The sequence below is a fragment of the Streptomyces sp. NBC_01233 genome (assembly GCF_035989305.1).
Classification (GTDB): Bacteria; Actinomycetota; Actinomycetes; order Streptomycetales; family Streptomycetaceae; genus Streptomyces.
Map to the genome: position 1 here is coordinate 10057820 of NZ_CP108514.1, position 25941 is coordinate 10083760.

The 25941-nt window shown below is 72.9% G+C and carries 24 protein-coding genes and 1 pseudogene; 8 read left to right on the forward strand and 17 right to left on the reverse strand.

The features are described 5' to 3' along the window. The first annotated feature begins 3 nt into the window (after positions 1 to 3). The 5 genes from OG332_RS46390 to OG332_RS46410 all read left to right on the forward strand — a co-directional run bounded on the left by OG332_RS46390 (position 4) and on the right by OG332_RS46410 (position 5204). On the forward strand, positions 4 to 1566 hold the full coding sequence (locus tag OG332_RS46390; RefSeq protein WP_327411558.1) for a flavin-containing monooxygenase: 1563 nt from the start codon (positions 4 to 6) through the stop codon (positions 1564 to 1566). A 10-nt stretch (positions 1567 to 1576) separates the two neighbouring features. Further along, the gene (locus tag OG332_RS46395) at positions 1577 to 3103 is read left to right on the forward strand and encodes an FAD-binding protein (RefSeq protein ID WP_327411557.1); all 1527 of its coding nucleotides are present in this window, start codon (positions 1577 to 1579) and stop codon (positions 3101 to 3103) included. Positions 3104 to 3199: 96 nt separating this feature from the next. Next, entirely contained in the window at positions 3200 to 3673 is a 474-nt protein-coding gene (locus OG332_RS46400; RefSeq protein ID WP_319732797.1) for an SRPBCC family protein, read from the forward strand. Further along, a complete protein-coding gene (locus OG332_RS46405) occupies positions 3670 to 4506 on the forward strand; it encodes an alpha/beta fold hydrolase (protein WP_327411556.1) in 837 nt (278 codons plus the stop codon). Before OG332_RS46400 ends, OG332_RS46405 begins: the two co-directional genes overlap by 4 nt. Next, positions 4503 to 5204 carry a 4'-phosphopantetheinyl transferase family protein gene (locus OG332_RS46410; protein WP_327411555.1) on the forward strand — a complete coding sequence of 234 codons (702 nt, stop codon included), beginning with the start codon at positions 4503 to 4505 and terminating at the stop codon, positions 5202 to 5204. The genes OG332_RS46405 and OG332_RS46410 overlap by 4 nt, the downstream gene beginning before the upstream one ends. Positions 5205 to 5254: 50 nt before the next feature. Here the strand turns inward: OG332_RS46410 and OG332_RS46415 are convergent, their stop codons facing one another. The 4 genes from OG332_RS46415 to OG332_RS46430 form a co-directional block, all read right to left on the reverse strand. Next, positions 5255 to 6253, reverse strand: a complete 999-nt coding sequence (locus OG332_RS46415; RefSeq protein ID WP_327411554.1) for an AraC family transcriptional regulator — start codon at positions 6251 to 6253, stop codon at positions 5255 to 5257. A 131-nt stretch (positions 6254 to 6384) separates the two neighbouring features. Further along, positions 6385 to 6879, reverse strand: coding sequence for an anthrone oxygenase family protein (locus OG332_RS46420; protein WP_327411553.1), 495 nt, complete (start codon positions 6877 to 6879; stop codon positions 6385 to 6387). Next, a complete protein-coding gene (locus OG332_RS46425; protein WP_327411552.1) occupies positions 6876 to 7511 on the reverse strand; it encodes a hemerythrin domain-containing protein in 636 nt (211 codons plus the stop codon). Before OG332_RS46425 ends, OG332_RS46420 begins: the two co-directional genes overlap by 4 nt. Before the next feature lie 158 nt (positions 7512 to 7669). Further along, positions 7670 to 8488, reverse strand: a complete 819-nt coding sequence (locus OG332_RS46430; protein WP_327411551.1) for an NAD(P)H-binding protein — start codon at positions 8486 to 8488, stop codon at positions 7670 to 7672. Between the two features lie 321 nt (positions 8489 to 8809). On the opposite strand from OG332_RS46430, the gene OG332_RS46435 reads away from it, so the two are divergent. Next, complete coding sequence (locus tag OG332_RS46435; RefSeq protein WP_327411550.1) at positions 8810 to 9808, forward strand: AMP-binding protein; 999 nt, start codon at positions 8810 to 8812, stop codon at positions 9806 to 9808. Between the two features lie 90 nt (positions 9809 to 9898). Here the strand turns inward: OG332_RS46435 and OG332_RS46440 are convergent, their stop codons facing one another. The 4 genes from OG332_RS46440 to OG332_RS46455 form a co-directional block, all read right to left on the reverse strand. After that, positions 9899 to 10705: an SDR family NAD(P)-dependent oxidoreductase gene (locus OG332_RS46440; protein ID WP_327411549.1), complete on the reverse strand. Its 807-nt coding sequence runs from the start codon at positions 10703 to 10705 to the stop codon at positions 9899 to 9901. Between the two features lie 66 nt (positions 10706 to 10771). Then, entirely contained in the window at positions 10772 to 10990 is a 219-nt protein-coding gene (locus tag OG332_RS46445; RefSeq protein WP_327411548.1) for an acyl-CoA carboxylase epsilon subunit, read from the reverse strand. Continuing rightward, on the reverse strand, positions 10987 to 12561 hold the full coding sequence (locus OG332_RS46450) for an acyl-CoA carboxylase subunit beta (RefSeq protein ID WP_327411547.1): 1575 nt from the start codon (positions 12559 to 12561) through the stop codon (positions 10987 to 10989). The genes OG332_RS46445 and OG332_RS46450 overlap by 4 nt, the downstream gene beginning before the upstream one ends. Positions 12562 to 12709: 148 nt before the next feature. Further along, positions 12710 to 13927 carry an aminotransferase class V-fold PLP-dependent enzyme gene (locus OG332_RS46455; protein WP_327411546.1) on the reverse strand — a complete coding sequence of 406 codons (1218 nt, stop codon included), beginning with the start codon at positions 13925 to 13927 and terminating at the stop codon, positions 12710 to 12712. Positions 13928 to 14289: 362 nt separating this feature from the next. On the opposite strand from OG332_RS46455, the gene OG332_RS46460 reads away from it, so the two are divergent. Both OG332_RS46460 and OG332_RS46465 read left to right on the forward strand, forming a co-directional pair. After that, on the forward strand, positions 14290 to 14457 hold the full coding sequence (locus tag OG332_RS46460) for a hypothetical protein (protein ID WP_327411545.1): 168 nt from the start codon (positions 14290 to 14292) through the stop codon (positions 14455 to 14457). 264 nt (positions 14458 to 14721) lie between these two features. Continuing rightward, entirely contained in the window at positions 14722 to 15543 is an 822-nt protein-coding gene (locus tag OG332_RS46465; protein WP_327411544.1) for an AfsR/SARP family transcriptional regulator, read from the forward strand. A 42-nt stretch (positions 15544 to 15585) separates the two neighbouring features. On the opposite strand, the gene OG332_RS46470 is transcribed toward OG332_RS46465, so the two are convergent. The 9 genes and pseudogenes from OG332_RS46470 to OG332_RS46510 form a co-directional block, all read right to left on the reverse strand. Continuing rightward, positions 15586 to 17628 (reverse strand): condensation domain-containing protein, encoded by a 2043-nt coding sequence (locus OG332_RS46470; protein WP_327411543.1) that lies wholly within the window; start codon positions 17626 to 17628, stop codon positions 15586 to 15588. 149 nt (positions 17629 to 17777) lie between these two features. Beyond that, positions 17778 to 18692, reverse strand: a complete 915-nt coding sequence (locus tag OG332_RS46475; RefSeq protein ID WP_327419060.1) for a 4'-phosphopantetheinyl transferase family protein — start codon at positions 18690 to 18692, stop codon at positions 17778 to 17780. 73 nt (positions 18693 to 18765) lie between these two features. Continuing rightward, the gene (locus OG332_RS46480) at positions 18766 to 19728 is read right to left on the reverse strand and encodes an SRPBCC family protein (RefSeq protein ID WP_327411542.1); all 963 of its coding nucleotides are present in this window, start codon (positions 19726 to 19728) and stop codon (positions 18766 to 18768) included. A gap of 68 nt (positions 19729 to 19796) precedes the next feature. Beyond that, positions 19797 to 21068, reverse strand: coding sequence for a helix-turn-helix transcriptional regulator (locus tag OG332_RS46485; protein WP_327411541.1), 1272 nt, complete (start codon positions 21066 to 21068; stop codon positions 19797 to 19799). A 116-nt stretch (positions 21069 to 21184) separates the two neighbouring features. Beyond that, positions 21185 to 21880: pseudogene (locus OG332_RS46490) on the reverse strand (serine hydrolase); the annotation flags it as partial. Between the two features lie 193 nt (positions 21881 to 22073). Then, on the reverse strand, positions 22074 to 22907 hold the full coding sequence (locus OG332_RS46495) for an AfsR/SARP family transcriptional regulator (protein WP_327411540.1): 834 nt from the start codon (positions 22905 to 22907) through the stop codon (positions 22074 to 22076). Positions 22908 to 23281: 374 nt separating this feature from the next. Further along, positions 23282 to 23962 carry a ScbR family autoregulator-binding transcription factor gene (locus tag OG332_RS46500; protein ID WP_327411539.1) on the reverse strand — a complete coding sequence of 227 codons (681 nt, stop codon included), beginning with the start codon at positions 23960 to 23962 and terminating at the stop codon, positions 23282 to 23284. A 104-nt stretch (positions 23963 to 24066) separates the two neighbouring features. Further along, the gene (locus tag OG332_RS46505) at positions 24067 to 24948 is read right to left on the reverse strand and encodes an AfsR/SARP family transcriptional regulator (RefSeq protein ID WP_327411538.1); all 882 of its coding nucleotides are present in this window, start codon (positions 24946 to 24948) and stop codon (positions 24067 to 24069) included. 238 nt (positions 24949 to 25186) lie between these two features. Further along, positions 25187 to 25900, reverse strand: a complete 714-nt coding sequence (locus OG332_RS46510) for a ScbR family autoregulator-binding transcription factor (protein ID WP_327411537.1) — start codon at positions 25898 to 25900, stop codon at positions 25187 to 25189. Positions 25901 to 25941 lie beyond the last annotated feature (41 nt).

The window sequence follows — 25941 nt, forward strand, 5'->3', positions numbered from 1 at the left end:
GACGTGACGAGCATTCTTGAGCCGGCCAAGGACGGCGGAGCACGTACAGGCACCGAGACGCATCCCGGTGGCGGCGGACCGACCCGGCACCTGCGGGTCGCGGTCATCGGCACCGGCTTCTCGGGCCTGGGCACCGCCATCCGACTGCTGCAGTCGGGCATCGACGACTTCCTGGTGTTCGAGCGGGCCGACGAGGTCGGCGGCACCTGGCGCGACAACAGCTATCCGGGTTGTGCGTGCGACGTCATGTCCCACCTCTACTCGTTCTCCTTCGCCCGCAACCCGAACTGGAAGTCGACGTTCGCCTCACGCGACGAGCTGTACGCCTACCTGCGCGACACGGCCGACCGCTTCGGCGTACGCCCCCACATCCGGTTCGGGCACGAACTGGAGGCCGCCCGCTGGGACGAGGACGAGCGGCACTGGAAGATCGAGACCTCGCAGGGCCACTACACCGCCCAGTTCCTGGTCACCGGCACCGGCTACCTCAGCGAGGCGGCCGTACCCGACATCAAGGGGCTGGCGGACTTCGAGGGCAAGATCTTCCACTCCTCGAACTGGGACCACGACCACGACCTGGCCGGCCGCCGCGTCGCCGTCATCGGCACCGGCGCCTCCGCCATCCAGTTCGTCCCCAAGATCCAGCCCGAGGTCGGGCAGCTGGACCTGTACCAGCGCACGCCCCCGTGGATCGGCCCCAAGCCCGACAAGGCCAACAGCGAGCTGCACACCAAGATGCTCCGCTCACTGCCCGGCTACCAGCAGTTCCGGCGGGGCTTCAACATGTGGGGCCGGGAGATCCTGGCCTTCTTCTGGAAGCGCCCCAAGCTCGCCGAGAAGGTCCAGAAGATGGCGAGCGACCACCTGGCCAAGTCGGTCCCCGACCAGGCACTGCGCGCCAAGCTGACACCCGACTACCTGGTGGCGTGCAAGCGCCTGCTGTTCTCCAACACCTGGTACCCGGCGATCCAGCAGCCCAACGTGGACATCGTCACCGACGGCATCGCCGAGGTCCGCCCCAAGTCGATCGTCGGCAGCGACGGCGTCGAGCGCGAGGTCGACACCATCATCCTGGGCACCGGCTTCCAGGCCACCGACCGCCCCGTCGCCCGCCGGATCTGGGGCAGGGGCGGCCTCCAGCTGCGCCAGGCCTGGCAGGACGGCATGGCCGCCCACCGGGGCACCACCATCGCCGGCTTCCCGAACCTCTTCATGCTGCTGGGCCCGAACACGGCACTGGGGCACTCCTCGCAGACCGTGATGATCGAGGCGCAGGTCCAGTACGTCGTCGACTCGCTGAAGCAGGTGGAAAAGCGCGGCCTGGCCAGCATCGAGGTCCGCCAGGAGGCGCAGGACGCCTACAACCGCACACTCGACCAGCACCTCGAGGGCACCGTCTGGATGTCGGGCGGCTGCAAGAGCTGGTACCTCGACGCGAACGGCCGCAACACATCGATCTTCCCGACCTACACCTGGCGCTTCCGTCGCGGGACCAAGCGCCTCGACCTGAGCGAGTACCAGCTCGCTTCCCGGGTGCGCAGCACCAAGCCGGTACCTCACCAGTAGGAGACGCACGATGAGCAGCACCCACAGAACTGCCGCGGGCACCGCCGCCGAGCCGTCCCGCCGCCGGGTCCTGGGCGGGATCGCGACCACGGCCGTCGCGGTCGTCGGCTGGAACGCCGTGTCCCAGACCTGGGCGACGGCCGCCGAGGCCGCCGGCACCTCCGACGTCGTCCCCGTGCCGGGACTGGCCGGCACCCTGGAGACGACCCCGGGCGTGGTCGACGCCTTCGCCAACGACTTCGGACACCTCTTCGACGGCGCCCCGAGCAAGCCGTGGGCGGTGCTGCGTCCCGGCGGCATCGACGACATCGTCAAGATCGTCGACTACGCCCGTACGAACAACATCAAGGTCGCCGTCAACGGCCAGGGCGGCACCGGCAACGACATCGAGTCCCACTCGGTCTACGGCCAGGCGCGCGTCCCCGGCGGCATCTCCATCGACGCCAAGGGCATGTCGAAGATCATCTCGATCGGCAGCGACACCGCGGTCGTCGAGGCCGGGGTGACCTGGGGCCAGCTGACCGACGCCGCCCTCAAGACGGGCAAGACCCCGCCGGCCCTGCCCGACTACCTGTACATCTCCGTCGGCGGCACCATCAGCATCGGCGGCATCGGCGGCACCGTGCAGAAATACGGCCTGCTGTGCGACACGGTCCAGTCGATCGACATCGTCACCGGCGACGGCAGGCTCGTCACCGCCAGCGCCTCCCAGCGCTCGGAACTGTTCAACGCGGCACTGTCGGGCGGCGGCCAGGTCGGCATCATCGTCCGCGCCACCGTCAAACTGATCCCGGCGCCCAAGCGGGCCGTCATCTTCAGCCTCTTCTACAGCACGGTCGAGCAGTACCTCGCCGACTCGGAGAAGGTACTGGCCGACGGCCGGTTCCAGGTCCACGCCGGCGAGATGCTGCGCACCCCGGACAACTCCGGCTGGCGGTACAAGCTGGAGGTCGGCGCCACCTACAACACGACGCCGCCGAACCGGACCAGGCTGCTGTGCGACCTGAAGGACGTCCGCGCCGACGCGGTCATCGAGGACGTGTCCTTCCGGGACTACATGTTCCGCCTCGACGCCTACGAGGCGTACCTGAAGGAGGGCGGCCACTGGTACACGCCCAAGCCGTGGCTGAGCATGTTCCTGCCCGCCTCGAAGACCAAGGCGTTCATGAAGCGCGTCGAGCAGGAGCTGGACGCGAACTCCCTCGGCGGCGGATTCCTGCTCTTCTACCCGTTCTTCACCTCGAAGATCAAGCGGCCGCTGGCGATGATGCCGGGCGAGTCCGTGGCCTACCTCTTCGACCTGCTGCGCTTCCCCAACCCGGGTGAGCCCAACATCCAGGGCATGATCGACCAGAACCGCCGCCTGTACGACATCGCGGTGGCCAGCGGCGCCAAGCGCTACCTGGTGGGCTCGATCCCGATGACGGGCGCCGACTGGCAGAAGCACTTCGGCAACCGCTGGGCCGGCTTCGTCAACGCCAAGAAGAAGTTCGACCCCAACAACATCTTCACGCCCGGCCAGGGCTTCTTCGCCTGACGGCAGGCCGGCCGGCCGTGGAGTCCCGGCGGTGGGGGCGGGGGAGAGCAACCCCCGCCCCCACCGCCATTCCCGTATCGAGTGGAGGCCCCTGAGATGAGCACGTACGACCTGATCGACGAGGCGGTGATCGACGCCCCGGCGGATGCCGTCTGGGACGCGCTCGTCGCCGAATTCCGCGGCGCGAAGAAGTGGTGGGTCCCGCACAACACGTTCACCGCCCTCTCCGGCGCCCCCGACGAGGTCGGCGGCACGGTGGGCGTGGTCGTGCACACCAAAGGCGTCGACAAGGGCGGACTGAAGCTGCGCTTCACCTCCCGCACGGTGGCCGTGGAGCCCGGCCGCCGCCTGGACATCGAGTACGTCGACGGGGTCTTCCGCGGCCCGAGCACCTTCCTGCTCGAACCCCTGCCCGGCGGCCGCACCCGCGTCTCGATGCACTTCACCGGCAGCCCGCACGGCTGGCTCAAGGCCCTGGCCAAAGTCGCGGACCTCGGCGCCGAGCACTCCAAGGCCACCCTCGCCGCATTCGAGTCGCTGGACCGGCAGCTGTCGGCGGCACCCCGGTGACCGCCGCCCCGGAGCTCACCAGCGAGCTGACGGTCCCAACCGACGACGGCGCGGACCTGGCCGTGACCGTACTGGCACCGCTCGCGGGCGCACCGGCCCGCGCCGACGTGGTCCTGCTGCACGGCTGGGCCCACACCCGCCGCGCCTGGGGCACCGTCGCCGACCGGCTGATCCGGGCCGGACACCGGGTCGTGCTCTACGACCAGCGCGGCCACGGCGCGTCCACACTCGGCCGCACCCCGGTCTCGGTGGAGCGCCTGAGCGCGGACCTCGCGGCGGTCCTGGGCGAGACCGACGCCCGCGAGGCGGTGCTCGTCGGCCACTCGGGCGGCGGGTTCACCGCCCTCTCCTACGCCGCCACCTCCCCCTCGGCGGGCCGCCTGCGCGGCCTGGTGCTGCTGGGCACGGCGGCGCACGGCCAGGACACCCCGGACAGCGAGGTGAAGATGATGGGCAGCCGGCTCTTCTCCCGGGCCCTGCGCCGGCCCTGGCTGGGCGGCAAACTGCTCGGCTCCACCATGGGCAAGGGCGTGGATCCCGTCGTGCGCGACGTGAACCGGCAGATGTTCGCCGCCACCACACCGCGCGTGCGGGCGGACTTCTTCCGCTGCACCCGCGGCTGGGACGTCCGCGAGGCACTGAAGGCGGTCGCCACCCCCGCCGTGGTCCTGCACGGCGACGGCGACAAGGTGATCGACATCGCCCTGGCCCGGACCCTCGCCGAGGTCCTGCCGGGCGCCCGCTTCGAACCGGTCCCCGGCGCGGGACACATGCTCGCACTGGAGCGTCCGCTCCTCGCGGTCGCGGCCGTCACCGAGCTCGCCTCACGATGATCGAGGAACTCCTCCCCCCGGGCGTCACGTCGTCGGAAGCCTTCGACGACGCGGCGCCCGCTCCTCTCTTCCCGGCCGAAGCCGCCCTGATGCAGGGCCGACGGGCCCACCGGCGCCGGCAGTTCGCCACGGCCCGCGCCTGCGCCCGCCGCTGCCTGTCGGACCTCGGCCGCCCCGCCGGCGCCCTGCTCCCGGGACCGGGCGGCGCCCCCCAGTGGCCGACCGGAGTGGTCGGCAGCATCACCCACTGCGAGGGCTACCGCGCCGCGGTGGCGGCCCCCGCCTCCGTGATGGCCGCCGTCGGCATCGACGCGGAACCGGCGGGCCCACTGCCCCGGGGCGTCCTCGCCCTGATCGCGTCCGAGACGGAACAAGCCCACCTGGCCGCCCTCGCCTCGACCGACCCCTCCATCCCCTGGGACCGCGTCTTCTTCTCCGCCAAGGAGGCGGCGTACAAGGCCTGGTACCCGGCCACCGGCATCTGGCTCGGCTTCCGCGACGCCACCCTCACCCTCTTCCCCGACGGCGGCTTCGCGGCGACCCTGCACCCCCCGCTCCCCCCACCCGTGGACCCGGTCTACCAGGGCCGCTGGCTGGCCGGCCCGGACCTGATCCTGACCGCGGTGGCGCGCCAGGGCCACCAGCCGCCCCCGAGCGCCACGGCAGCCGCGCTGATCTCCTCGGGAGCGCCCTCGTAGCGCGCGGGCCCGAACCCGGCCCTGACCGCCGCAGCGCTGCCGGCCGGCGGTCAGGGCCGGGGCAGCACCACCGTGCGCACCTCCTGCGGGGCCTTCGGCGCGGCCACGGGGTGCGCACCCGTACGGAACTCCTGGGGACTCATGCCCCGCACCCGCTTGAAGGCCGTCGACAGGGCGAAGGCCGAGCTGTAGCCCACACGCCGGGCCACCGTCGCGATGGTGGCGTCCGGCTCCCGCAGCAGATCCGCAGCCAGCGCGAGCCGCCACCCGGTCAGATAGGCCACCGGCGGCTCACCCACGACGTCGGCGAACCGGCGGGCCATGGAAGCCCGCGACACCCCCACCTTCAGGGCGAGTTCCTCCACCGTCCACCCGTGCGCGGGATTCTCGTGGAGCAGCCGCAGCGCCGGGCCGACCACCGGATCGCTCTGCGCCCGGTACCAGGAGGGCGCGCCGCTGCCCGGCGCCGCCAGCCACGTGCGCAGCACCCCGATCAGCAGCAGGTCCAGGAGACGGTCCAGCACGATCTCCTGGCCCGGCTCGTCCTTGGAGATCTCCGAGGCGAGCAGCGCGACCAGCGTGGTGTCGGCGGCCTCCGCCGGACGCACCAGGATCGTCGGCAGCGCGCTCAGCAGCCGCCGGCCGATCTCACTCGGCGCCTGGTAGGTGCCGCTCAGCATCACGGCCGAGCCGGCGTCCTGGAAGTCGTCGCCCCACGTGCGCACGCCGAGCGCCATCGTCTCGGTGACGTCCTCGCCCTCCTCGGTGCTGCACCGCTGCTCCGGGCCGACGGTGATCTGGACCGGCGTGTCCCGGGAGTCCGCGACCGTGTACGGCTCCGGGCCCCGTACGACCGCCACGTCGCCCGGCCGGATCACGACCGCAGTGCCGAGGGCGGGAACCAGCCATGCGCTGCCGTGCACCATCGTGACGACCGAGAGCGGCGCCCGGTCCTCCACCCGCAGCGACCAGGGCGGGTTGAAGACGGACTTGAGCAGGAAGGCCCCCCGGGCCTTGGGGCCCTCCAGCAGTCCGGTCAGCGTGTCCATACGCCCATCCTCTCGCGTCGTGCGCCCGCTCCGAAACCCCCGCCCCCGCCTCCCGCGCCCCCGCCCGCACGCGCCGAAGCGCCCGCTCTCCCGCGGGGGACGGAAAGAGAGCGGGCGCCGATCGCGGGGGTCTACGCCGCCGACGCGCGGCCGTGCAACGTCAGCGCGCGCCCCAGCGCGGCCAGCGCCGCCGTACAGGCCACCGTGCGCACGACGTTGCCCGAGGCCCAGCGGCCCCCGAAGCGGGAGCGGGCCGCCGCCGCGTCGGCGCCGGCCCGGGCCAGCTGGTTGTTGAGGGGAATGTTCACGATCGCGGTGACGGCCAGCGACAGCCCGTACAGCGCGAAGGCCAGCCAACCCCAGCGCGCCGCGTCGAGGCGGCCGCCGCGCTGCTGCTGCGTGGCCGCCACCCCCGTCGCCAGGAACGCGCCCAGGAAGAGCAGGCCGAACAGGCCGTTGTCGATCGCCTCGTTGATGTTCCGCATCGCGGTCACATACGTCTGGTCGTCGCCGCGCCCCAGACCCGGCATCACCGAGATGTCGAACGCGAAGTAGAGGCCGGCCATCAGCCCGGTCCCCACCGTCGCCGCCACCAGCGTCACCGATTGCGTGGTCGTGCTGCTCACTTCAGGATTCCCTTCAACGTGCGCTCGTACCGCCGGTTCAGCAGCGTGGCGCCGATCAGCCGGACCGGCGGCGGGATCGTGGCGGACACGTGCGCGACCGACTGCCGGGACGCGCCGTCGAACATCCACGGCTGCAGATACGTCATCACGCGCATCGGGGCACTGGAGACGACCTTGCGCTCCTCGGCCAGGTAGGCCCGCTCGCCGAGCCGGTCGAAGACCGGGAAGACGATCCGCTCCTCGTCGCGCAGATGGTCGCGCAGCACGCCCTCGAAGGTCTGCGCCGCCCGGACCAGGCCGTCGCCGCGGCGGGCGATCGCCGTCGACACGGCCGCCATCGCCGCATCCAACTCCTCGTGATCCTCGTGAAGTTCACGCGCCTGCGCGTCGAAGTCGGCGTCCCGGCGGCGCAGTCCGGGCCACAGGACGTCGTCCTCGCTGGTGTGGTGCCATTCGATGACCTCGCGCAGCCGCTGCCACCACGCGGTGCCCGCGCCGCTCCACGCGGGGGCCGCGGCGCGCAGCCGGGCCGCGTCGCGCCGCATCGCGACGTGCATCAGGGCGAAGCCGTGGAAGTGCGGGGGAAGGTGTTCCAGCCCGTGTTCGCTGGAATACGACGGGGGAGCCGGCACGGGAGCCTCCTGCCTGTCTGTCGTGCGCGGTGGTGCCGGTGTGCGGTGGTGCGGTCGTGCGTGCCCGGACACCCCGAGCACCGGGCGGCGGCCGTAGCAGAGTCGCCGCCCGGTCAAGGAGCGATAAGGGATCGAGCAGGTGGTGAGGCGCCGTGCCGTCAGACGTTCCAGACCCCGGAGGCCGCCGCGTCGCGCGCGAAGTCGGAGAAGTCCTTGGGCTTGCGGCCCAGAGCCTCCTCGACACCGTGCACCAGGTGCGCGTTGCGCCCGTCGAGGATCATGGTGAACAGGTCCGCGAACTCCTCCGGCAGGCCGTTCTCGCGCAGCACGGCGCGGTACTCCTCGTTGGTGACCGAGATGTACTTGATCTCGCGCCCGGTGGCCTTGGTCAGTTCGGCGGCCACATCGCTGTAGCTGAGCAGGCGCGGACCCGACAGCTCGTAGGTCTTGCCGATGTGCTTGTCATCGGTCAGCGCCGCCACCACGACGTCGGCGATGTCGTCGGCGTCGACGAAGGCCTCCACGGCGTCACCGGTCGGCAGGGCGATCTCGCCGGCCAGCACGGGCTCCAGGAAGAAGCTCTCGTTGAAGTTCTGGTTGAACCAGCTCGAGCGGACGATCGTCCAGTCGCCGCCGGAGGCCTTCAGGTTCTCCTCCGACACCTCCGCGGCCTCCTCACCGCGCCCGGACAGCAGCACCAGGCGGCGCGCACCGCCGGCGACGGCCACCTTGGCGAAAGCGCCGACCTGTTCGGCGGCGCCCGGGAAGGCGAGGTCGGGGTAGTAGGTCACGTACACCCGGTCGACGCCCTCCAGCGCCGGTCCCCAGGTGGCGGGCTCGTGCCAGTCGAAGGCGGGCTGGCCGCTGCGCGAACCGATCCGGACCTCGCGGCCCTGGGCGGAAAGCTTCTCGGCGACGCGCCGGCCGGTCTTGCCGTGACCGCCGATGACGAGGGTGATCTGCGTGTTCTGAGTCATGAGTACAGTCAAGTCCAGTCTCGCGAGACGGGCCATAGCCACAAAGCTCAGTTCCATATGCCTGCGTCTACGAGAGGTCACCTCGGAGCGCGACGGAGAGAGGGTGGCTTCGGCGTGAGCTCCAGAAGCGTAGGCATGCCCCCAGGAGGCCGGCCAGGCCTCCCCAGCGATCCTCGACCCCCTGTGGACAGACCCTCGAGCAAACGTCCAGCACCTCCTGACCAGCCGTCAAGCCGTCCTGTACGGCAGGACTTGAGCCGTTCTCCGGTCTCCTGCGACACCATCGGCCCCGGAGTCACGACCCGCCCGCTGGGAGGCCGCATGAACGCCACTCCGGATCATCCGGAGCTCGACCAGTTGTCCGCCGACCTGACCGGCCTGCTCGGACGGATCGGGCTCGACCCGGCCGCCCGGCGGTCCGCGCGCCGGGACCGCATCGACATCCGCTTCGCGGCCGCCGCCGCCCGCCATCCGGCCCGCGTATGCGCCCGGGACGGCGAAGAGCAGACGACCTACCTCGAAGCGGACTGGCTCGCCGACGACATCGCCGGGCGCCTGTCCGGCCGTGCGGGGCCCGGTACGGTGGTCGCCGTGCGCGCACAGCGCACCTGCTCAGCCCCCGCCGCCGTGGTGGGCGCACTGCGCACCGGGGCGGCGGTACTGCCGCTCGAGCCCGGACACAACGCGGGCCTCCAGGAGTTCCTGATGCGCGACGCCGGCGCCGAGATGGTCATCTCGGACGGCGGACTGCTGCGCGAGGAGATCCCGCTGGCCAAGGCGGGCAGGTTCGTCATCGCGGCGCGGCCCGAGGCGGCGTGGCGCCGCGAGATCCCGCCGGCCACGGCCTTCCTGGCGCTCCCCACGGGCGGCGACCCGGGCCGGGCGCTGGCCGTGCGGCCCGTCAGCCACATGGACGTGCTGTCCTGGGTGGACGCCTTGCTCCCGCTCCTGGAGTCGGGACCGGACGACGTGTGGACCTGCTTCCATTCCCTCAGCCTGGACCTGGGCATGCGCGAGATCTGGGGACCCCTGCTGTCCGGCGGACGCGCCGTCGTCGTGGACCGCGACACGGCCTGCGACGCCCGCGCCTTCGCCCGGCTCCTGGCCGAGCAGGAGGTGACCGTGCTGACGCAACTGCCGTCCGCCTTCGCGCGGCTGGCCGCGGCGGCGCGCGGGAGCCGGAGCAGCCTGCCGGCGCTGCGGCACGTACTGCTCTCGGACGAGCAGGTGGACGCGCCCGCCCTGGCCGGCTGGCGGGACGCACGGATCGCCCCGCAGGCCGTCGCCTGGGACGTCTCGGGGCCGCCGACCGTCCTGTGAGCCAGGGGGCGGGCGACAGACAGCGGGGGAGGGCCGCGGACGACGACCGTCCGCGGCCCTCCCCCCTGCGCCTCCCCGCCCGCGGCCGCGTCAGAAGTTCCCCAGCCCTCCGCACACGTTGAGGGCCTGGGCCGTGATGGAGGCGGCCAGATCGGTGGTCAGGTAGCCGACCAGAGCGGCCACCTCCTCGGGGGTGGAGTACCGGCCGAGCGGGATCTTGGATTCGAGCTGCTCCTGGACGTACTCCTCGGTGGTGTCCCACGCCTGCGCGTACCCGCTGCGCACGCGCGCCGCCATGGGCGTCTCCACGTATCCCGGGCAGACCGCGTTGACGGTGGTCCCGGTCGGTGCGAGTTCCTTGCCGAGCGCCTTGGTGAAGCCGACCACGGCGTGCTTGGAGGCGGTGTAGGGGGCGCCGAGCAGGACCCCCTGCTTGCCCGCGGTGGAGGCGATGTTGATGATGCGGCCCCAGGGCTGCGCCCCGAGGCCGCCGCCGTTGAGGACCTCGCGCGTCAGCAGGAACACGCTGTTGAGGTTGGTGTCGATGACGTCGTGCCACAGCTCGTCGGTGATGTCCGCGGTGGCGCCGCCGCCGCTGCGGCCGGCGTTGTTGACCAGGATGCTGACCGGCGCCCCGTACACCGCCACCGCCGAGGCGACCACCGCCGCCACGGCCGAGCGGTCGCGTACGTCGGCGGCCGCGCCCTCCACGCTCATCCCTTCGCACTGCAGGTCGGCGACGGTCTGCTTGACCGCTGCCTCGGTGCGCGCGCAGACGAACACCCGGTGGCCGCGGGCGCCCAGGTCCCGGGCGACGGCCAGCCCGATGCCGCTGGTCGCCCCGGTGACCAGCGCCACGGGCCGTTCGGGGGCCTGCGTTCTCGCCTTGACCGTCATCCTTGTTCCCTCCGTCGCTCACCAGGACGTCCAGAGCGTGCCGCAGAGCACTCGGGGCGCGACGGATCAGCGCTCGCGCCAGGTCCCCGCGCGCCGGAACCCGCCGGTGCGGTCCCATCCGGCGGCCCGGGCGCGCGGGGGCTCCGGCCGCTCGCCCGCCTGGCCGGCCAGCAGGGCCCTCAGGACCGCCAGCACGGCGGCCGTCTCCGCCGCGTCGGGGTGACCGCGCGTGATCCTCCACGGCTCCGCCCCCGCTTTGGCGGCGGCTGCCTCCCGGGCCGTCATACCGGCGGGTTGCCGTGCTTGCGCGACGGCAGGTCGGCGTACTTGGGACGGAGCATGGCCAGTGCCGAGGTGAGCGCCGAGCGGGTTTCGGCCGGGTCGATGACGTCGTCGACCAGGCCGCGTTCGGCCGCATAGTAGGGGTGCATGAGCTCGGTCGTGTACTCCTTGATCTTCTGCGCGCGCGTCGCGTCGGGGTCGGCGGCGGCGGCGATCTCCCGGCGGAAGATGACGTTCGCCGCGCCCTCGGCGCCCATGACGGCGATCTCGTTGGTGGGCCAGGCCAGTGCGAGGTCCGCGCCGATGGAGCGGGAGTCCATGACGATGTAGGCGCCGCCGTACGCCTTGCGCAGGACCAGGGAGATCCGCGGGACGGTGGCGTTGCAGTATGCGTACAGCAGCTTGGCGCCGTGCCGGATGATGCCGCCGTGCTCCTGGCCGACACCGGGCAGGAAGCCGGGGACGTCGACCAGGGTGACCAGCGGGATGTTGAAGGCGTCGCAGAACTGCACGAAGCGGGCCGCCTTCTCGCTGGCGTGGATGTCGAGCACCCCGGCGAGGTGGGCGGGCTGGTTGGCGACGAAGGCGGTGACGTGCCCGTCCATCCGGGCGAGCGTGCACACCACGTTGGCCGCCCAGCCGGGCTGGACCTCGAAGTGGTCGCCGTCGTCGACGACCTCCTCGATGACCCGGCGGATGTCGTACGCCTGCTGCGGATGGGCGGGCACGATCGCGGCGAGCGCCTCGGTACGCCGGTCCGCGGGGTCCTCGCCCGACTCACGCGGCGGTGTCTCGCGGTTGTTGGCGGGCAGCAGCGACAGCAGGTGCCGTACGTCCTCCAGGCAGCTCTGCTCGTCGTCGTAGGCGAAGGCGGCCACCCCGGAGACCGCGGCGTGCACGTCGGCGCCGCCGAGACCGTTCTGCGTGATCTCCTCACCGGTGACGGCACGGACCACGTCCGGGCCGGTGATGAACATCTGTGAGGTGCCGCGGACCATGAAGACGAAATCGGTGAGCGCGGGGGAGTACGCCGCCCCGCCCGCGCACGGACCCATCATCACGCTGATCTGCGGGATGACGCCGGAGGAGCGGGTGTTGCGCTGGAAGATGCCGCCGTAGCCGGCCAGGGCGGACACGCCCTCCTGGATGCGGGCGCCGGCACCGTCGTTGAGCGAGACCAGCGGGGCTCCGGCCGCCTCGGCCAGGTCCATCACCTTGTGGATCTTCTCCGCGTGGGCCTCGCCGAGCGCCCCTCCGAAGATGCGGAAGTCGTGCGCGTACACGAAGACGGTGCGGCCGCCCACCGTGCCCCAGCCGGTGACCACGCCGTCGGTGTAGGGCCGTTTCTGCTCCAGCCCGAAACCGCTCGCCCGGTGCCGGCGCAGAGCCTCGATCTCGTGGAACGAGCCCTCGTCCAGCAGCAGTCCGATGCGCTCACGGGCGGTGAGCTTGCCCTTGGCGTGCTGCTGTTCGGTGGCCCGCTCGCCGGGACCGGCCAGGGCCTGGGCCTTGATTCCGGCCAGTTCCGCGGCACGGTCGGTACCCGGCGGGGTGGACACGTCGATGATGGTCATGTGGATCCTCCAGATCTGAAGACCGGATTGCGGCCACCGTCGCGCGCGCGACTCAAGACGCCGTGGAAGTCCACTCGAACCCCGTACGAGACGCGGTCCTGGCGCCGCTGCGGCGTGCGGGCTCGGCGGCCTGATGGCGGGGCGGGGCTCAGGTCGCCCGGTGCAGCGTGAGGTGGCCGCGGCGGACCGGCGTCCCCCGGTACGGCGGCGGCCCGCCGAAGCCGTCCCCGCCGGCCGCGGCCCACGCCGCACCCGAGGCCGCGGCGCCGGCCCGCTCCCGCTCCTCCTGCCCCTCCCGCTCCTCCCGCAGGACGTCCCGCAGGGCCTGCTCGAAACGGTCGATGTCCTGTGCGCTGTTGTCGCGGTGGACGGAGGCACGCACGGCGGTGGCGCCGTCCCGCGCGGCCGGGTGCAGCGGGTTCTCCTGCGCGACGGTCTTCCAGAGGACGACCCCGCGCCGGGCCAGACCGCGGCGGATGAGCGCGGCCGGCACCTCGCCGTGACGGAAGGCCAGCATCCCGGCCTGCTCCCGGCCCGCTCCGAGCAGTTCGATCCCGGGCGTCCGCCCGACGGCGGCGCGCAGCCGGGGCAGCAGGTCCTCGTACGGAAGACGCAAGGCGGCGGCGTGGTGGGCGAGGGCGGCGTTCAGCGCGGCGACGGCGGCCGGGACGGGCGCCGGCGGGCGGCCGCTCCACACCCCCGGCGCGGCGTAGGCGAAGCCCACGCCCTCCGGGCCGCGCAGGAACCGCCAGCCGTCCGCCGTGACCAGCTGCGCGCCGATGCGCGCGGCGTCGACGGGGAGCTGGCCGACCGAGTGGGAGGCGTCGACGGCGTACCGGGCCCGGTGGGGGGCCAGGAGCCGGCCCACCTGCTCGACCGGGCTGACGGTTCCGCAGGCCGAGGAGACGTGGACCACCGAGACGAGGGCGACGTCCTCGTCGATGTGGGCCCGCATCCAGTCCAGGTCGAGGTCGCCGTCCGCCCGCAGCGGGACGACCTCCAGCCGGCAACGGGTGCGGTCGCGCAGGGCGTAGAGGGTGCTCAGGCGGGCCACGCCCTCGTACGGGGTGGTCCAGATCCGGTCGCCCGGACCGAGTTCCGCGGCGCAGACGAAGGCGTCGAAGGCCTCGGCCGCGCCGGTGGCCAAGGCCGTGTCGCCGGCCGGGACGCCCAGCAGGGCGCCGAGGCGTTCGTGCACCTCGGTGTGCAGGACGGCGCCGAGGTGCTCCGCCAGCGCGCGGCTCCCGAAGCGGTCGTCGCGGGCCGTGCAGGCGGCGAGCACGGCCCGCACGCCGTCCGGCATCCGGCCCGTGCCCGCCGTGTTCAGGTGGGCCGTTCGTTCCCTGTCGTACGTCGGCGCATTCATTCAGGGGCCTCCCCCCGCTGTCGGGGCCGCGGCACGTCCACGACCCTGCGTTCCACATATTGCCAAAACGTCTGGCAATACATTGCCTATCACTTGGTAGTTTTGGCAATGCCCGCTCCGGCGACGCTCGAGTTCCGGCCCCTTGGCAACTCTTGGCAAGATTCCCCGCCGGCCCTGCCCGCTCGACTTCCGTGCAGGTCGCAGCGGTTCATGCAGGAACGAAAGCCACGCGGGAGGCGGCGGACGCCCTTCCCTCCAGCCCTTCTCAAGCGATTGACGAGCAAATCCCGAGCAGGCGTTGCCAATCTTCTTGGCAGAGGACTTGCCAAGAAGATTCGAAACATTGCCACGGAGGAACCGCCATGAAGAACATCGCCCGCATCGTCGCCACCGCCGCCCTCGCCACCGCCGCCGTCCTCACCGCGGGCGCAGCCGCCCACGCCGACGGTGGCGCCATCGACTGGCCGGTCGCCCCGACCTCGGCCGGCGCACCGGCCGCCCCCGCCACCACCCTCATCGACTGGCCGTAACCGCCCGCCGGGAATCCGCCCGGGAGTTCTCGTGCCCTGCACACCGAACTTCCGGCCCCCGCGGAAAAGGATCGGAATCCTTGTCCCGCATTCCCGGCACCCGTGCGAAAAAGGGGGCACTCGGGCACGGCGCCGCAGGTGGAAGGCGGCTCGAAAGCCGCTACAGGAAAGAGATGGAACACATCCACCCCGGCTAGCGTGCCTCGAACGGGGGCAGCTCCTTGGCCACCGGAGGAAAAGAGCCAAGGAAGTACGGAGGAGACCGTGAGAATTCAGGTTCTGGGTCCGCTGAGCGCCGAGGTCAACGGCGGATCCATTGTTCCGACCGCGGGTAAGCCAAGACAGCTCCTGTCGCTCCTCGCGCTCTATCCAGGGCGCGTCATGCCGGTCCCCACCCTCATGGAGGAGATCTGGGGAACCGCGCCGCCACAGAGCGCGCTGACCACCCTGCAGACGTACATCCTCCAGCTGCGCAGGCGCCTGGGCACCGCGATGGGGCCCGACGCCCCCGGCGGGGCCAAGGAGGTGCTGGTCACCCGGCACGGCGGCTACCTCCTGCAGATACCCGAGGACGGCGTCGACGTGCACGACTACGAACGCCTCGTCCGCGAGGGCCAGTCCGCCTTCGAGTCCGGCGACAGCCAGGTCTCCGCCGCCCGCTTCCGGGCCGCCCTGGACCTGTGGCGCGGCCCCGCGCTGGTCGACGTACGGGTCGGACCGATCCTCGACATCGAGGTCATGCGCCTCGAGGAGAGCCGCCTGGTCACCGTGGAGCGGCGGATCGACGCCGACCTGAGGCTGGGCCGGCACGGCGAACTGATCGCCGAACTGACCGAGCTGACCGCACGCCACCCCCAGCACGAGGGACTCCACTCGCAGGTCATGGTGGCGCTGTACCGCTCGGGCCGGCAGGCCACCGCCCTGGACGTCTACCGCCGGCTGCGCGGACGGCTGATCGAAGACCTCGGAGTGGAGCCGTCACCGCAACTCCAGCGCCTGCACCAGGCCATGCTGGCCGTCGACCCGCAGCTCGACGTGCTCGCCGGACCGCGCTGCACCTCCACCTTCGACCTCTTCGCCGCGTAACGCCCAGCCGTCCGGCCGCTCAACCGCGCGCCGTCCGGCCGCTCAGCCGCGCCGCACAGCCACCCCCGCGAGCCCCCGGGCGAGCGCGTCCGCGCTGCCCCGGGGACCGCCCAGACCCGTCATGACCACGCTCACCGGCGGCCCCGCCCCGTCCGCGAGAACCCGCGCGAGCTCGTACGCCGCCCCCGCGCCCGGCCCGCACCCGCACAGCACCAGCCGCCTGCCGGAAGCCAGCAGAGCGGTCAGCGCGGCGAGGGCGTCGGGCACCACCGGACCGGGCGGACCGTCCAGATCCAGCGCCACGATGGTCTGCGGACCCCGGTGCTCGCGCGTGAACAGCTCGTAGCAGCCGCCCACCACCCCCGAAACCACGAGCAGACAGATCACGTCCGCCGAAGACGCCCCGCTGCGCAGCGTCCTGACGGTGACGCGCCGCGGCACGGCCGGCCGACCGGCCATGGCGGGGGCCACGTCGTCCGCCAGCAGGTCCAGCACCTGACCCACGGTGGGATCCGGGTCCGGCAGATCGGTCAGGGCCCGCAGCAGGCCGACGCACTGGCCCAGCACGGCGGCGGCGTCCGCATCCGCCAGCCTCGCCCGGTCGTAGACGGCATCCAGCACCAGCGCGCCGCCGCCCTCGTGCCGGGCGACGACCGTGACGGGCACCCCGGCTCCGGAGCCGACGGCACGCGGTGCGTCCACGCCGACGCCCTGCGCCGCCAGTTCACGGCCCACGTCGGCCCCCGGCCCGGCCGGGCCGTCGAAGACGATGACGGAGTCGGTGAGCCGCTCACCCGGCCCCCGGCCGGTCCACTCGCGGATGCGGTCGAGCGACACCCACGGGTAGGCGGCCATGTCCAGCCGGGCGTCGTGCACCTGCTGCAACAGGCCGGTCAGCGGGGCCGCCGGATCCACCCGCACCGTCATCGGCAGCGGACTGCCCAGCAGCCCGGGGATACCGGCCGCTCCGGGCAGCGCGATGTCGCCGCCGCAGAGCCGGACCCCGAAACTCACCGGCAGGGGGCCCACGGCCGCGGCCGCCCGGTACAGCAGCAGCGCCCACACCATGTGCAGGGCGCTGCTCTCGCCGGCACCCCGGGCCGCGGCCCACGAGCGCAGCCGGGGACCGTACGGTTCGCCCAGCCGCCGGCGCAGGTGTCCCTCGCCGCTCTGGCGGGTGTCCGCGCCGAGGCGTCCCGGCGCGGTCGCGGCGCCGCACGGGGGCGCCGCACGCGTCCACAACTGGCGGGCGCCCTCGGTGCCCTGCCGGGCCAGCCAGCGCGCGTGGTCCCACAGGTCGGGGCGGCGCTCACCCCCGGGCAGCACGCCTGCGGCCAGGTAGGCACGGTAGAACGCGCGCAGCAGGAGGTGGACGCCGCGCTCGTCGAGCAGGGCGCGGTGGCAGGTCAGCAACACCCGGGTGGGAGCCCCCCCGTCCCCCTCCAGCAGGGTCAGGCGCAGCAACGGCGGGCGGTTGAGGGCGAACCCCTGCGCCCGGTCCGCATCGAGGAGTTCCTGCCAGGTGATCTCCGCGCGGGCACGGTGGGCGATCTCGACTTCGGCGCACGGGTGCAGCAGGAGCCGTGGCACGGCCGTCCAGTCGAAGGCGGCCCGCAGGACCGACTCCCGCCCGCAGACGGACTGCCAGGCCGCGTCGAAGCGGGCCCGGTCGAGCGGGCCCGCCCAGTTCCAGTGGATCTGCTCCACGTACCGGTCCGGTCCGTCGGGACGGGCCAGGGCCTGCACGAGCAGTTCGCGCCGGTACCCGTCCAGGGCCAGGGGCTCGCCGCCGCCCGGGTACGGGCCCAGCAGGTCGGCCAGCAGCTCGGCGCTCAGCGACGCGGGGCCGGCCGCGGCGGCGTCCGGGAGGAGGCGCAGGGTGTGCCGGCCCGGACCGTGGCCCTCCAGGGTGACCCGGAAGCGGCGGTGGCGCTCGGCGATGCGGGCGGCGAACACCTCGGCGTCCGCATCGTGGCGCAGCCCGCGCAGGCCGAGGACGAGCGTGGAGCCGGGCGCACCGCGGCCCGCCTCGTGCACCACCGCGAGGACCGGCCCCGGCCCGTCCGCGGCGTCACGGCGGCTCACCGGCCGGCCCGCGCACGGCCGGCCCGCACGCCGTCGGGCCGCACGCCGTCGGGCCGGACGCTCGCCGCGCTCTCGTCAGTCGCCGGCACGGACACGGACACGACACGGCGGGGCCGACGCGAAGGGCACCGCCAGAAGTTCCCTTGCGTTCACGGCGTCCGCCTTCCCTCGCCCCGCCCGGAGCTCACCGGTCGCAGGAAGCGTAAGTGGTCCACGGACCCGGACCCCCTTTCCTCGAGTGGGACTGCAGCGCTTCGCGAACCGGTGTCGACCTGCGCCTTCCGGGCAGCCGCCACCGGGAGGGCGGGGCGGCGCCGGTGCGCGGCGCCGACCAGGTAACGCTCCTGGACGAGATGGGTGGTGAACCTCCACTGCCCGGCCGCGTCCCCCTCCTGCGGCGCGCCCGCCAGGACGACACGCCCCCGCTCGTCGTGGTCGAACCCGAAGGCGGAAGAGCAGCGGCGCCCCCCGTGTCCGAGCGCCTTGCCGTAGGCCTCCTTCAGGGTCCACAGGCACAGCAGCCGGGCCCGGCGCTCGCTCTCGGGCAGCGCGGCCAGCGCCGCGCCTTCCTCCGCGGTGCACAGCTGCCCGGGCGGCACGCCGAAGGCCACGTCACGGTCCGCGGCCTGCACGTCCACACCGATCGGACCGGTGCGGCTGACGCCGACCACGATCAGCTCGCCGGTGTGCGCCAGGCTCACCTCCAGGTCTTCGCCCGCGCCCCGCACCAGGGGCGCTCCGCCCGGCTCGTACCCCAGGTCCAGGGTGTCCACGGGAACGTTCAGTGCCGCGGCGGCGGAGTACTTGACCACGAATCGCGAGACGGCGAACCGCATCCTGCCGGCCGCCGGCGCCGTCTGCCGGTAGCGGGGCCAGTCGCTCCCGAGCAGGGGCCGCAGCGCGGGATCGAGCAGCACGGCCGCCAGCCACTGGCCCCACGTCGTGCAGATGACCGCCCGGCCGACGTCGTCGAGCCGGTCGCCCACCTCGTCCCAGGGGCCTTCGGGACCGGCGACGTGCAGCGGCGCGTCGAGCGGATCAGGGCGGTACCGGGCGGGGACCATGGTCACGACCTCCTTCTCGTGCTCATCGCGAACCCGTGCTCATCGCGGATGCGTGGACGGCGAAACCCGGGGCTCATCGCAGACGGCGGACGGCGCTGCGGGCGTGCCACCCGGCCAGGCGCAGCGTCTCGGTACCGGCCCGCCCCAGCCACGTCCGCACGTACCGGCGGGCCTCGACCAGGTCGGTCCCCGCACCGAGCACCTCCTCGACCGCTTCCTCCCGCAGCATCACCTGCCGGGCGCAGACGACCCGTACGCCGCCCCCGTCCGGGACCAGCGACCACTCACCGCTGTGCGCGGCGATCAGCCGGGACGTCGTCAGCTCCTTGTGGACGATCCGCGCGGCCGAGGGGAAGCACAGCCGCACCGACCGGGTGGTGAGCGTGTGTCCGCCGGGGGCGGCGCAGGTGTCCACCGTGGCCAGCTGCACGCCGGGTACGTCCTCGATCACGCCGACCGACTCCACGTGCGGGACGCGCTGCGGCCAGTCCCCAATCCGGTAGAGGAAGTCGTAGACCAGCTCGGCGGGGCCGTCGACGTGCACGCTGTCCTCGAAGGAGAGCAGCAGCCGGTCCAGGCGCTCCCAGCGCTCGGCGACCGACTTCACGTGGGCGAGCCGTTCGGCCGGCTCCGCCTGCCACTCCTGCCTGCTGCGCCCGGTCTCGGCGGCGGGCAGCCCCTCCAGAGTGCGGTCCTGACGCAGCGTCAGCAGTGATTCCGTCTCGCCGAGCGCCTCGACCGTCCACAGGCCGGTGGTGGGCACGCCCGGGCGGGCGGTGTCCTCCTGCTCGAACCCGACGGTCCTGGCCTGCGGGTCCAGCACCCGGCGCACGTGGAAGGAGCGGACCCTGCCGTCCCGCACGTCCCAGAGCCGCAGCCGCTCCCGGACCCCGTCGAAGTCCATCCGCTCGACGTGGACGTGCGAGGGCAGCAGAAGCGGCCAGCGGACGGCGTCGGCCAGCAGTCCGTAGACCACGCCGGCCGGGGCGGCCACCCACGCCGTCTGCCCGCTCGCGTGCACGCGCTGCGACGACATGAGACACACCCCCGCCCTGATCGTTCCTGCGATGCGCTCCAGGCTGCACCAGGGGACTCGAGCCTTCCTCAACCCCCGACGGGCGAGGCCCCGCCGAGCCGGCCCGCCTGACCGGCCTGACGGGCTTGACCGGCCTGTCCCGCCTGGGTCAGTGCGTCGGCCAGCACCCGCCAGATCTCGGCGGCGAGGTCGATGTTGGCGTCCTGCTGAGCCTGCTGCGCCAGGTCGCGCAGGCCCTGGATCCCGCAGGGGTCGCCACTGAGGATCAGCAGCTGATGGCGCAGGATCTCCAGCCGTACCCGGCCGCGGTAGGTCATCCTCGACTGGTCGGCGTCCAGCGTGCCCAGAAGGGCGCGCGCGTCGTCGTACCGGCCGGTGGCGAAGGCCAGGTCGGCCTTGAGCGCGGTCAGGTCCTGCCGCAGGGCCGGTGTGCCCACGAAGGCGAGAGCGGCCTCGGCCTCGGCGGCGCGGCGCTGGGCCTGCTCCGGATCGGCGGGCAGCTTCTGCAGGTGCAGCCGGGCCGTGGCCAGCCGCAGCCGGGTCCACAGGACCAGGTCCTCCTGGCTGCCGAACCGGTCGAGGGCATCGTCCAGGCAGGCCTGCGCGCCCGGGTAGTCGCCCTGGCGCATCCGGACGGCGGCGGCCGTCCACATGGCCTCGGCCCACAGTGCGTCGGCGCGTCCCTCGACGAGAACGGTCAGCTCGTCGGCGTGCACGCGCGCGTCGCCGATCCGGCCGGCCTCGGCCTGTACGGACACGAGCGCCAGCAGGGCGGTGGCCCGGTCCTCCACGCCCAACTCCTCGCGCAGCGCGATCCGGTGGGCCTCGACGGCGGCCTCCAGGGCCGGGTTGATCTCACCGACGGACCGCAGGCAGCGGGCGAGGCGGGTCAGGCCCCGTACGCGCAGCTCGCACACGCCCACTTCCTCACCGAGCCCGACCAGCCGCGTGAGCCGCTCCAGTTCCAGCGCGTGGTCGCCCTGGACGCGGGCGGCCCCGGCGAGGAGCCACAGAGCCTGCCAGCGCAGTACCGGGCTCTCGTGTCCCTCGGCGGTCAGCGCCTGACGCAGGGCCTCGACGGCGTCGGGGGAGCCGGTGGACGCCGCCAGGGTGAGCGCATGGGCCAGCGAGCCGGTGGCCGGCTCCTCGAAGTCGGCCGCTTCCAGGCCCAGCCGGCCGGCCAGGTACCCCACGGCCCGCTCGGTCGGCTGGCGTGCGCCCGACTCCAGACGGGAGAGATAGCCGGTGGACATCCCCTCGCCGGCCAGCGCCGTCTGGGACAGGCCCTGGGCCATCCGGAGCTTTCTCAGGCGGTGTCCGAACGCGGGCTGTCGCAGCATGAGCATCCCTGAGGTCGCGGGCAAGAAATCTGTCGGGAACCGCCAACGAGCGTAGGGCGCCCGGCAATACGCGGGCAAACCTTTGCCAGGGGTTCGCGACGGCTCTCATGCGCACGTCATGCGTTCCTCAAGCGTTCCTCGATCCGGCCGAGGCAGACTCTCCAGAACCCGGCCCCGGCACCCGGCCGGAGCCCCGCTCTTCCCGCATTCAGCGCCTTGGAGTCGACGATGAGGCCATCGGTGTGCGCATCCCGCGCGTCCTGGACGCCCGCAGCCCACACCGCGCTCGCGGCCCCCGCCCTGCGGCCCGCCCGGCCGGCCGGGAAGACCCGCCCGGACGACGACATAGGCTGGCCCAGGAGATAGCCCCGGCCTGGACGGCCTGCGCACGGGTCCCAGGTGCTCAGCCCGCCGGCTCGGTCGGCTCGGCCGCCCCGCCGGCCGATCCGGGCCCGCCCGCCGCCGAACACCTCCTCGACGAACCTCTCCTGCGCCGTGTGGAACGCCGCCGCCAGCGACATCGCCGCGTCGTCGACATGGTTCAGCACGGCGGTCAGGATCTTGCCGCCGTCGGGCGTGCTGTACATCAACGCCGCGTGGCCCGCCGCGCCGCCGTTGTGGAAGAGGACGGTGGCGCCGTTCTCGCCCACGTCCTGCACGCGCAACCCCAGGCCGAATCCGCTCATGGGATGCGGCGTGCGCATCTCGGCCAGCAGCGGGGCCGGCAGGAGCCTGCCGCCCATCAGCGCGGAGACGAAGGTGTGCAGGTCCTGCGTGGTCGAGATCATGTCCCCGCCGGCGCAGACCCGGGAGGGGTTGTGGCGGGTGACGTCGACCGTCTCCTGCCGGCCGGCGTCCCGTCCTCGACCGGAACCGGAAGGTCTGCACGCAGACCCCGGCCGCCGGCACGACCACCAGCACCGACACGAAGATCGACTTCGGCACGGTGAAGAACGAGGAGTCCTGCCCCTGGGAAGAGCGGCCGCTGCAGCGGGGGAGCGGGACTCAGACGGCGTACAGGTCGAAGGTCGACCCCCGCTTCGGCCCCGCCTGCACGTCCAGCGCCGGGTCGACGGCCAGCATGGCCTGGTGCAGGCGCTGGAGTTGCGGCGACGGCTCCACTCCCAGGTCCTCGATCAGCCGGCCCCGCAGCCGCCGGTACACGTCCAGGGCCGTCGCCTGCCGGCCCGACCGGTACAGCGCCACCATCGCCTGCGAGTGCAGCCCTTCGTGCTGCGGATGCCGGGCGATCAGCTCCGTGAGCTCGGCCAGCAGCTCCGAGTGCCGGCCCAGCCGCAGCTCCACGTCGATCCGCCGCTCCACCGTGACCAGCCGGCTCTCCTCCAGCCGCATCACCTCGATCTCCAGGATCGGGCCCACCCGTACGTCGACCAGCGCGGGCCCCTGCCACAGCGCGAGCGCCGCGCGCAGCCTGGCCGCCGCGCTCTCGTCGTCGCCCTGCTCGAAGTCGCTCTGCCCCCGGGCCACGAGGCCCTCGTACTCGTGCACGTCCACCGCCTCCGGCGGGATCTGCAGCAGGTACCCGCCGTGCCGCGTGACGAGGACCTCTTTCGCGCCATCGGCGCCGCCCGCGCCCGCGCCCGGCCCCATGGCGGTACCCAGCCGCCGGCGCAGCTGGAGTATGTACGTCTGCAGGGTCGTGAGCGCGCTCTGCGGCAGGTTGGTGCCCCAGAGCTCCTCCATGAGCGTGGGCACCGGCATCACCCGGCCCGGGTAGAGGGCGAGGAGCGTGAGGATCTGCCGCGGCTTGCGTGCGGTCGGAACGATCGAACCCCCGTTGACCTCGGCACTCAACGGACCCAGCACCTGAATCTTCACCGTCTCCTCCGCACGTCGTCGAGTCCCTCGTCATTCGGCCTCCGACTCGGGGCACGGTAGCGGTCCCTGAACGATGTCACCGGATTCTCAAGCTCCCTTCGAGCCCCTCTCCAAGCCCCGCCCCACAGCCGCGCAACCACGGCCGCACCAGGCGGAACACCGCACGAACAGTCCCCGAGAGCGCTCCCCGGGCATCCGGAAACACCCCCCGGACCGCACGCGCACGCGCATCCACACCCGCACCGGCCGCAGCCGTGCACCCGCCCGCATCCCGGACCCGAAGCCGTCCTGGCAGCGCCCGCCGAAGGGGAAGCCGCACCCCGCGCCCGAGCGGACGACTCCCGTGCCGGGACAGCCCTTTGGCACCTGTGCAGCTACACGCCCGCCGCGGCGGACCCGGCGCCGGCCGGCGCGCCACCACGCGCCCGGGCCCGGTACTCCCGTACCCTCTCGCCGTCCACGAGGCTCGGCAGCAGCAGGGCCCACATCGCCGCCACCTTCCGCTGCAGCTCCCGGTACGGCATCCCGGTACCGGACATGACCTCGATCCCGCACGCCGCAGCCGTCACCAGCGCCTGCGCGCCCTCCCACCCGCGCTCCGCAGCCGGCAGTTCACCCGCGTCCCTCGCCAGCCGGAGCAGCGAACAGACCGCCGAGATCCACGCCGCGTGGAAGTCCACCACCGCCGGCCGTGCCCCGGCCGGCCCCCGGGGCCCCGCCCCGCACTCCTTGGTGATCCGGAAGCTCGCCGGGATCGCCGGATCCTCGTGCAGCGTTGCGGCCAGCCAGTGCGTGATGCCGATCAGCGCCTGCAACGGCGAAGCCCCCGACTCGCGCAGGGCCCGGACCGCATCGTGCAGCAGGGTGTGCCCCCGCTGCTGCACGGCCTCCGCCAGCTCGTCCTTGGAGGCGAAGTGAAAGTACAGCGCCCCCTTCGTCACCCCGGCCGCGCCCGCGATCTCGTCCAGCGTCGCGTTGGCGTAGCCGTTGCGGTGGAACATCTCGGCCGCGGCGCAGACCAGCCGCCTACGCGTTCGCTCCGACCTCTCCTGCACCGAGCCGTCCCCTCTCGCCGCCGCCGACGGAGCCCCCCGCACCCCGAAGGCCCCTGACAGGCCGGAGAGCGGAGGCACTGAAGGCCTCAGAGACCTCACACACCTCAGACCCGTACGAGCCGCTCGCCCCCGGGCTCGACGCCGGGCTCGGAGAGGCTCTCGGGACCCGCCATCAGGATCGAGCGCTGCAGGCGCCGCAGCGCCACGGACGGCTCCAGCCCCAGCTCGCGCACCAGCGTCCCGCGCAGCCGCTGGTAGACGTCCAGCGCCTCGCCGCGTCGGCCCGAGCGGTGCAGGGCGAGCATGAACTGGCCGTGCAGGTTCTCGTGCGTGCGGTACCGGCTCGCCAGCACCGTCAGCTCGGCCAGCAGCTCCCGGTGCCGCCCCAGCCGCAGGTCCGCCTCGATCCGCTGGTCGAGGGCGCACAGCCGCGTCTCCTCCAGCCGTCTGGCCTCCATGTCCAGCTGGACCCCGCTGTGCACGTCGGCGAAGGCGGGCCCGCTCCACAGGGCCAGCGCCTCGCGCAGCAGCCGCGCCGCGGCGGGGAAGTCGCCCGCGTCCATCGCCCGGTAGCCGCTCCCGGCGAGCCGGTCGAACTCCCGCACGTCCAGAACTCCGCCGCCGCTGCTCAGCAGATAGCCACCCGGCAGGGTGACGAGTATGTCCTTCGCGGTCCGCACGGCCGCACCGGGATCCGTGCGGGGGTCGCCGCCGGGATGCGTACCGGCCTGCGCACCGTCGGCCGCGCCCCGCTCCAGAGCGGCCGCGATGAGGGCACGTAACTGCAGGACGTACGTCTGGAGCGTCGTCCGCGCGCTGCGCGGCGGTTCGCCCGCCCACAGCTCCTCGATCAGTGCCGATACGGGCACCACCTGGTCGGCATGGAGGGCCAGGAGCGCCAGGACCTGCCGGGGCTTGGGGGCGGTCGGCGTGATGGAGATCCCGTTCTCCCGCACAGCCAACGCGCCCAGTACATCGATGTCCACGCCGTACTCCCCTGTCCTTGGATGAGTCGCACAGCCAGTAGAAAACAGGACCGACGGTTTGTCAATATCAAACCGGTTGTGCTGTTTTGGAGATGGGCGTGTTCTGACTGTCCCTCAAAAACCCACTCTCAGCTGGGACTTCACTCGATCCTGGGCATCCCGGACCGGTCCCCGCATCCCTTGATCGCCCCCGACCGGAGCCCTGGAAGCGACTTCCACAGCCCCTTAAACAGACCATTCAGTCTGGTATGGAGCTTTGCTGCGCGGAAGAACCGTGACCGCCCGGCCCTCCCGCCCCTTTTGGCCCTCGCACCCCTTCCGACCCTTCCGGCGCAAGCCCGTCGAGAGTCCCGTCGGCCGCGAGCTGGGGGAGTGCCAGCGTCCAGAAGCGGGTGAGGGGGTGGGGTGCGAGCCAGTGCCCCTCGCGGGCTCCCAGGGTCTCCAGTCCCACGGTGGAGGCCACCACCATGCTCGCCGCGTCCTGCGGGGCGAGCCCGTCGGCCAGCGCGCCGTGCCGCGCCGCGGTCCGTGCGACCGCTTCGACCCACAAGCGCCACTGGCGCCGCAGGTCTATCCCGCTCCTGTGGGAAACGTCCGCGCACAACCCGAAGGCGGCCCGCACCACCACATCCGACGCCAGCAGGGCCATCAGGGAGTGGGAGGAATCCACCAGCGCCTGCAGGGCGTTGCCGTCCACCGCACCGGACGGGGCCGCGGCGACCCCCCACCTCTCGGTGGTGACGCGCCGCAGCGCCTGCGACGCCCGGTCCTCGACGGCCTGGGCGAGCACGGTCTTGCTCTCGAAGTGGAAGTGCAGCCCGCCGGCGCTCACGCCGGCCCGTCGGCTGATCGCCGCGATCGACGCGGTGACGAACCCCTGCTCGGCGAACACCTCCGCAGCGGCACGGATCAGAGTTTCTCGCGTGCGGGCCGCACGCTCCTGCTTGGCCATGGAGTCTCCACAAACCGTCAATGCGGTTTGCCCAGGGAGGT